We start from the raw sequence: 6,218 nt of genomic DNA, 5'->3' as shown, positions 1-6,218 counted from the left end.
TTTGATTTTTTTGATGCAGTGTAATAATTTCGCTTTTTGGTCATTCTATTCCCCTCTTATATTAGAAGAATAGCTCTTAAAAATACCTTTTTTTCGTCTAAAAATCCGCGCCTATATCACATTGACTTAGGTGAGACGGTAATTACGCACCCCTTTTTCTCTTTGCATAATTTTCTCCGGCAAGCGCACATCCATCATGGGGTTAAGGAAGGGGAGGCCTGCTATCATCAACTTCAAGCTGCATGTTTAGTAAATTGGTTTGATTTTACGCCAAACCAGCTATTAAAGGCATTTAGTTTAGCGAAGACACTATGGCCTATTTATTCGGCCCTTGGTGCTTACCGTTTAATGAATAGCATCAACCTTAACGCTTTTCGATTGTATTATGCAAATACACCGAATCGTCTGGCCAGATATTTGAAAGAGTACCTAAACAATAATGGATAAGCATGAATGATTGAAAAAAGCATTAATAAAATAAATTATTTTATACTCACTGGAGGCCCAGGCTCAGGAAAAACTGCCGTTTTAAATGCACTAGCGCAGCTAGGGTTTCTAACTGTTGCTGAGGTAGCCCGTTCTATTATTCAACACCAACACGATACTGGTGGTAATGCGACGCATTGGGGAGACCGTAAGGCTTTTCTGGAATTAATGCTTGCCCAGTCAATCGCTGATTATAAACGGATGCAAACTAAACAAAATACTGTTTTTTTTGATCGCGGCCTACCGGATCTTTATGGCTATTCTAAAGGCTTTTGCGATGAGATAGAGCTTAATTTAATGCCAGTTATAGAACGATTTGGCTACAATAAAACGGTATTTATTTTTCCCCCGTGGCTAGAAATTTATGCACATGACGCGGAGCGAAAGCAGGATTTTCAAGAGGCTGTATTTACTTATAACTTACTTAAAGAAGCCTATATCTATTGTGATTATCATGTTGTGGAAGTACCTAAGTCTTCTATCAAGGAGAGAGTGGATTTTATATTAAAAACCATTTCTTAGAGTTTTTGGGCCACCCAAACGGTGGCCTCACCACATTCAGGATCACAAACTTTGTGGACTAATACATTAAAGGATGCCTCTGCGAGTAGATGCTGATACTCCTGAGTGGATAAGGAGGCATGATAGAGCTCTTGGCCGCCATTATTACTCCAAACCTCGCCTTCTTCCTCTCCAGAGGTAAATGCTAACACACCACCGGGTTTTATATGTGACTCAAAGAGTTTAAACATCTTACGTTGGCTATCATGATCTAGGTGAAAAAAACTATGCCAAGCGAGGATTGCATCAAATTGTTGGGCTAACTGGATGTTTCGCATGTCAGAAACTATCCAGCGTTCATTGGGAAAGCGCTGTTTGCACAGTGCAATCATTTGTTGGCTGCCATCAACTCCAGTAATTTTGAATCCATGTTCAATAAAAAATTGGGCGATGGGCTCCCCGGTTCCGCAACCTAAGTCTAATATAGAGCCTTCCTCGGGAATTGTATTAGCAATTAAATTTAAATAATGGGCTTCCATAAGATTTTTTGTACGAGCCTCATCAAACCAATTAATGATTTCATCATAGACTTCAAAAACTTTATATTTATTCATTTGAATTATGATTTAGATGAAAGGGCCAATTAAAATCTTAAAGGATACTCAATTTATTACGTATACTTTTTTCCTCACTTATTTCTTTACATTCAGGAGTAAGTTTATCTACTAAATCCGCTTCAATACTATTACGTACTTGCGCAGTTAAGGCCCCGTTGGCTACAGTAAGGCAGCGTTCTTTTATGTCAGTGAGGGTATTTAATCCATAAGCATTGCTAAGTTTTATCCCTTCACCAAAATAGGCATTATGGATTGCTTTTTCAGAGTTACTTTCTGTCAATTCTGCTAAATGTAGATTTGCCCAACATTTTTTGTAACATTCTACGGCTTCGCCCTCACAACCCAATTTGCTATAAAAACTTGCGAAATAGAACCAAGTATTAGCGAGCAATAAACTGCTGGGGGTGTTTTTTGAGGGAATTTGCAGAGCTACGCTAGATAAATAGCTAACGGCGTCGTTAAGTTCCTTCTTGGTAGAATAATTCTGACCCAGATGCACTAGAGAGTGCAAACACTCCTGAAAGGCATGAAAAGAATTAAACCTTAAAGCTGCACTAAGGTAGTAAGAATATTTGTCTTCATCAGTTCTTTTAACATTTAAGGCGGCTAAATATAAAACATAGCCACAATAGAAATCCGCTTTCGATTGGGGGGCGGGATCTCTAAATCTAAAAGAGGGATCTCTGGTTAATCGTAAGGCGTTAAATTTATTTACCCATAAAGGTACGAACTCTGGACTGTTCATTATTTTTTGAACCTCATCCCCCCCTTCTGCTTTAAGCAGGACTAGCTCTAAGGGTTTTAATAAATTTGCCTTAGCATAGATTTGCTCAATTGGTGCTTTATCGAGGATTAATTTTTTTACATCTGCAGAAGAGGGCATTATCATTTTCCTTTTATATTACAGCTACGCTTTGTCCAACTCTATATATATTATCACTTAGTTGCCCAGTTTTCAATCCAAGCTCCTTCTCACCTCTCCCACCAAAAAAGCCTAGATCAGGATAGGATTTAGATCGTCTAAAAGGAGTGATGGGAATATCACCGAGTTCTTCCAAAGTATAGGCTTGGCTTTGGACAGGATCAACTTCTGCCAGTTCATCAATATCCGCTTCTGCTATTAAATGGCCGAGTCCTATATTGCCTAACAAATGATCGGTCGCATTTTTTAAAGTAAATTGTTCCGTTAGTAATTTTTGCGCCTCCAATACCGTTTGGTAATTGTCCGATTCTTCAATAGTAGCGGCGTTATCTATTTGGTTTTTCTCTCTTGCAATGATTGATGCTAAGATTTCTTTGGGATCGCGCGATTCCGATTGACGTTTATAAGCGGAATCTGGACTTTTTAATAGTAAGGGCTCTTTCTTGTGTGCTCTGGCATACTCTTCAGCTTTTAAAAATAGACTATGCTTCCCATAGCGATGTTCGCCAATATCAACGGCTTTCCCATATTTTCCACCTTTAAGAAAGATATCGTCCGTTACAGAACCAAATTTGGTATAAACTATACCTACGTCAAGGACACTGATAATGGCTGAGCCATTATTTCGCATCCCCATATCATCCATGCGACAAACGTATTTACAATTTTCTTTTAAAGCTAATAATTCGTGTGGTTCACACCATGGGTGGATCTCTATATAGGGATTATTAAGCGGCACAGCCTCTTCAGTGACCTTTTTATTAAGCGCATTGACTAAATTTTTCCAATAATCGCGACGCTGGCCGTTCGTGAAGCTATCTTTATAAGCCTGAGAGGGGACTTGTTGATAAGCTTCAACCGCAGCGCTCCCAAAGCGTTCAACCACTATTTTTTGCATTAAATCCCTATCCTGCGGATCCCCTGCTAATTTTACTACCGGGACAGTACGTATTTTACCTCGAATTGTGTCGGCATCCTCTTTAATGAGTTGCGCTAATTTATACGCTTCTTCAAAACCTTTTCCGGGGCGAATAGTTCCAAAAGATAAGATATTGCCAGGCTTTGCAACCACATCTTTTGGATGTGATGGCTCAGTACTAAGGTTTTGTGATGCGACAGTTAACCCTGATTTTGCAGCTAGATCGTATTTTTGGACCGGGTATTTATCCAGTGGAAAGTCAGCGCCAACTTCTCTTTTCTTTTTTTCTATGCCAGAAGGTTCTGTAGTATTCCTTTTATCGCAATCACCATAAGTGGCAGCAATAATGGCATTGTCCCTATCGGAGGCATTAAAAAACTGCACACTATTTGCTTGACGCATTAAATCATGAGTATATTGCTGCAAATATCGTCGAGTGTAGTTTTGCTTGTACTCATGGATAGTGATATTTACTCTAATACCTGCCTCTTGAAACTTTTTAATATCTGCTGCAGTGATAAACACCCCACAATCGGGCGGTCGAATATGAATATCAAGATGAGTATCCTTCTCAATGGGCTGCATACTCTTAATAATGTCGTCAATCACCTTATACTTAATCGGATCTCTTTGGTTTGCTTGATAGGCTAAATGAAAGCCCTCACTTGCGCTGAATTTTCTCTTACCATAAAAGCTGTTTAAAGTGGAGTTTACAGACTGGTAAGGTTCAAAATTGCAAGAAAGCAGTGCTTGTAGTCGAGGAAGTAATTTATCCCGGTATGCTTTTTTATCGACAATGTTGCTTTTACTGGCAAGTAATTTATCAATTTTGGTATAAAATCGTAGGGCTTGTTCGATCTCATCATTAGCTGCGAGTTCTAAGTCAAGTGGGTTTGATTCTAAAAAAGCCTCAATGAACTTTTCTTTAGAATATTCCCCAGCATATCCCGTATACATAAGGTTTATCAGTTTTAGTTTATCGTCTAGTTCTGCTTCACTACTTAACTCATGGACGCTAAGTGGATATTGTTTGATCACCCTTTGGCGAATACTTAGGGCTTTTAACTTTTTACAAATGGCTTCGATAGAACTTTTTAAACCGTCCAAATCGTATAGATTTCTAAAGCCTTTATCATTTTCTAAATCGTAGGGAAGAGTATGACTATGGAAATCATAAGCGTAATCTCGAACGCCGGTTAGTTTATCAGCTAATTTCTCTAGAGCGTTTAGATCGACCGGACCTGCAAAATGCTTATCTAATGCTGTAAAGACGCTAAGCGCTTTGGCATGCCGGGTTAAAAAAGCTTTATTTGCGATATGCGCTTCGATATATTCATTTAAAGAACAATGACTTTGAATATTGCCTTCATTGCTTCGATAAGTTTTAACCAAGAAAGCAATTTTAGCCTTCTGACTTCTTGGCATTTTTTCATGATTAAGTGCGATTGCTTCTTCTAATTTAGTTTTCTTTTCATTTAGCGATTCAATTAGACCCTTTACGATTAAAGTATCTAAATGGATAGGTTTTTGGGAATAAATATCCATAATAGTCAATGAGCGCAAACTATTATCTGGATTTAGGATTGCCTTTGGTGTTTTTGGGCTGACCGTTTGCTTATTAACTTGCTCTGCTTCCTCGGCGGTGGCAGATTCAGTAGTTAATTTATAACCGCTGATAATAGTATTTTCATTAGCCACTGGTTGTAAAACTATTGCACTCGGGATGGTCTTTTCAGGAAAAGATTCAGTACCAGCAGGAAGGGGAATATTATACTTATGGTCATCTTTTTTTAACCATACACAAGGTATCTTTGTATAATGTTGTGCAAACCCTGTTTCTAAAGAGGCTGCGTATTGTCCATCACCGGTTTTTGCATCCTCATCGAAAGGAGCTGTTAGTAAGTATATTTTAGCCATATTGCAGTCTGTATTAACCATGAATTCAAAATATGCTACATTACGAACATTAAGTGAGCATTAAGAATTAAAAATTCAATGATTCAAATTCTAAGAAAATTTATTTTAGTTTAAACTTTATACAGATTGGGCTCTTTAGAGCTTAATTATCTTCACGTATTGGGCTTTTTTTCTTGATAATCTCCTACAATAACGCAAATTAATCCGATAATAAGCATACTGAGCGATATTAATACAAATAAAGAAGGCTTTTCGCCCAACAAAAATAGCGAGCAGATAATGCCAATAATAGGTACGCCAGTTAAGGCTAAAGATGTGGTAATGGCAGGGAATCGCTGGCTAATTTCCACAGCGCCCCAAAAGGCTAAGGCAGTAGCAACGATCCCAATATAAAGAGTTAGCCCGATAGAAAATGCTGTCCAATGAATAATAGGGTGTGGTTCAAGGAAGAGGGCGCTAATGGCAATGATTATCGTACCTACCAATAGATGCCAAGGCATAAGTTCCCTTATTGAGGATTTCGATGCGGTGAAGCGAACATGAAGAATTGCAAGCGCCCATAAAATAGAAGAGAGTAATAAGGCAGCACTACCCATTAATTGGTTATGATCATGCCAATTAATATCCAGGGGATTAAAGAGAACAATAACGGGTGTGACCTCGCATTAATGTTCAAATATCTCTGAGCACCCTTCTCATTTGCTCCAATTATAGCCATACAGACGTTTATATTTACAATCAATTCAAGTATAATTTATTCAAAATTGACTTAAATGAATAGAAATAAGGCGAAAAGTATGCAAGACAAATTTGAGATGTTTGATGAATTACCAGTAGAACTCAAACTCGAAACCGC

At 38.2% G+C, this 6,218-nt stretch carries 5 protein-coding genes; 1 reads left to right on the top strand and 4 read right to left on the bottom strand.

The genetic code is table 11. The features are described from left to right. Nucleotides 1–453: 453 nt before the first annotated feature. Complete coding sequence (locus ELY15_RS12735) at nucleotides 454–1,008, top strand: AAA family ATPase (RefSeq protein WP_127100624.1); 555 nt, start codon at nucleotides 454–456, stop codon at nucleotides 1,006–1,008. On the opposite strand, the gene ELY15_RS12730 is transcribed toward ELY15_RS12735, so the two are convergent. The 4 genes from ELY15_RS12730 to ELY15_RS12715 form a co-directional block, all read right to left on the bottom strand. Next, nucleotides 1,005–1,601 (bottom strand): trans-aconitate 2-methyltransferase, encoded by a 597-nt coding sequence (locus tag ELY15_RS12730; RefSeq protein ID WP_127100622.1) that lies wholly within the window; start codon nucleotides 1,599–1,601, stop codon nucleotides 1,005–1,007. The two genes, ELY15_RS12735 and ELY15_RS12730, sit on opposite strands and share 4 nt — an antisense overlap. A 37-nt stretch (nucleotides 1,602–1,638) precedes the next feature. Further along, entirely contained in the window at nucleotides 1,639–2,487 is an 849-nt protein-coding gene (mesI, locus tag ELY15_RS12725) for a Dot/Icm T4SS effector metaeffector MesI (protein ID WP_127100620.1), read from the bottom strand. A 13-nt stretch (nucleotides 2,488–2,500) separates the two neighbouring features. Then, nucleotides 2,501–5,362 carry a Dot/Icm T4SS effector Ceg32/SidI gene (sidI, locus tag ELY15_RS12720; RefSeq protein ID WP_127100619.1) on the bottom strand — a complete coding sequence of 954 codons (2,862 nt, stop codon included), beginning with the start codon at nucleotides 5,360–5,362 and terminating at the stop codon, nucleotides 2,501–2,503. A 152-nt stretch (nucleotides 5,363–5,514) separates the two neighbouring features. After that, nucleotides 5,515–5,958: a DMT family transporter gene (locus ELY15_RS12715; RefSeq protein WP_158617483.1), complete on the bottom strand. Its 444-nt coding sequence runs from the start codon at nucleotides 5,956–5,958 to the stop codon at nucleotides 5,515–5,517. Nucleotides 5,959–6,218: the final 260 nt, after the last annotated feature.

The organism is Legionella sp. km772 (assembly GCF_003989735.1).
Taxonomy (GTDB): domain Bacteria; phylum Pseudomonadota; class Gammaproteobacteria; order Legionellales; family Legionellaceae; genus Legionella.
The sequence above is the reverse complement of the archived record's forward strand: the minus strand, read 5'-3'. Positions and strand labels throughout refer to the sequence as shown.

Bases quoted from the DNA above. Each gene is read 5' to 3' on its own strand.
- ELY15_RS12735 (WP_127100624.1), top strand. From the start codon at position 454: ATGATTGAAAAAAGCATTAATAAAATAAATTATTTTATACTCACTGGA.
- ELY15_RS12730 (WP_127100622.1), bottom strand. From the start codon at position 1,601: ATGAATAAATATAAAGTTTTTGAAGTCTATGATGAAATCATTAATTGG.
- mesI (WP_127100620.1), bottom strand. From the start codon at position 2,487: ATGCCCTCTTCTGCAGATGTAAAAAAATTAATCCTCGATAAAGCACCA.
- sidI (WP_127100619.1), bottom strand. From the start codon at position 5,362: ATGGCTAAAATATACTTACTAACAGCTCCTTTCGATGAGGATGCAAAA.
- ELY15_RS12715 (WP_158617483.1), bottom strand. From the start codon at position 5,958: ATGGGTAGTGCTGCCTTATTACTCTCTTCTATTTTATGGGCGCTTGCA.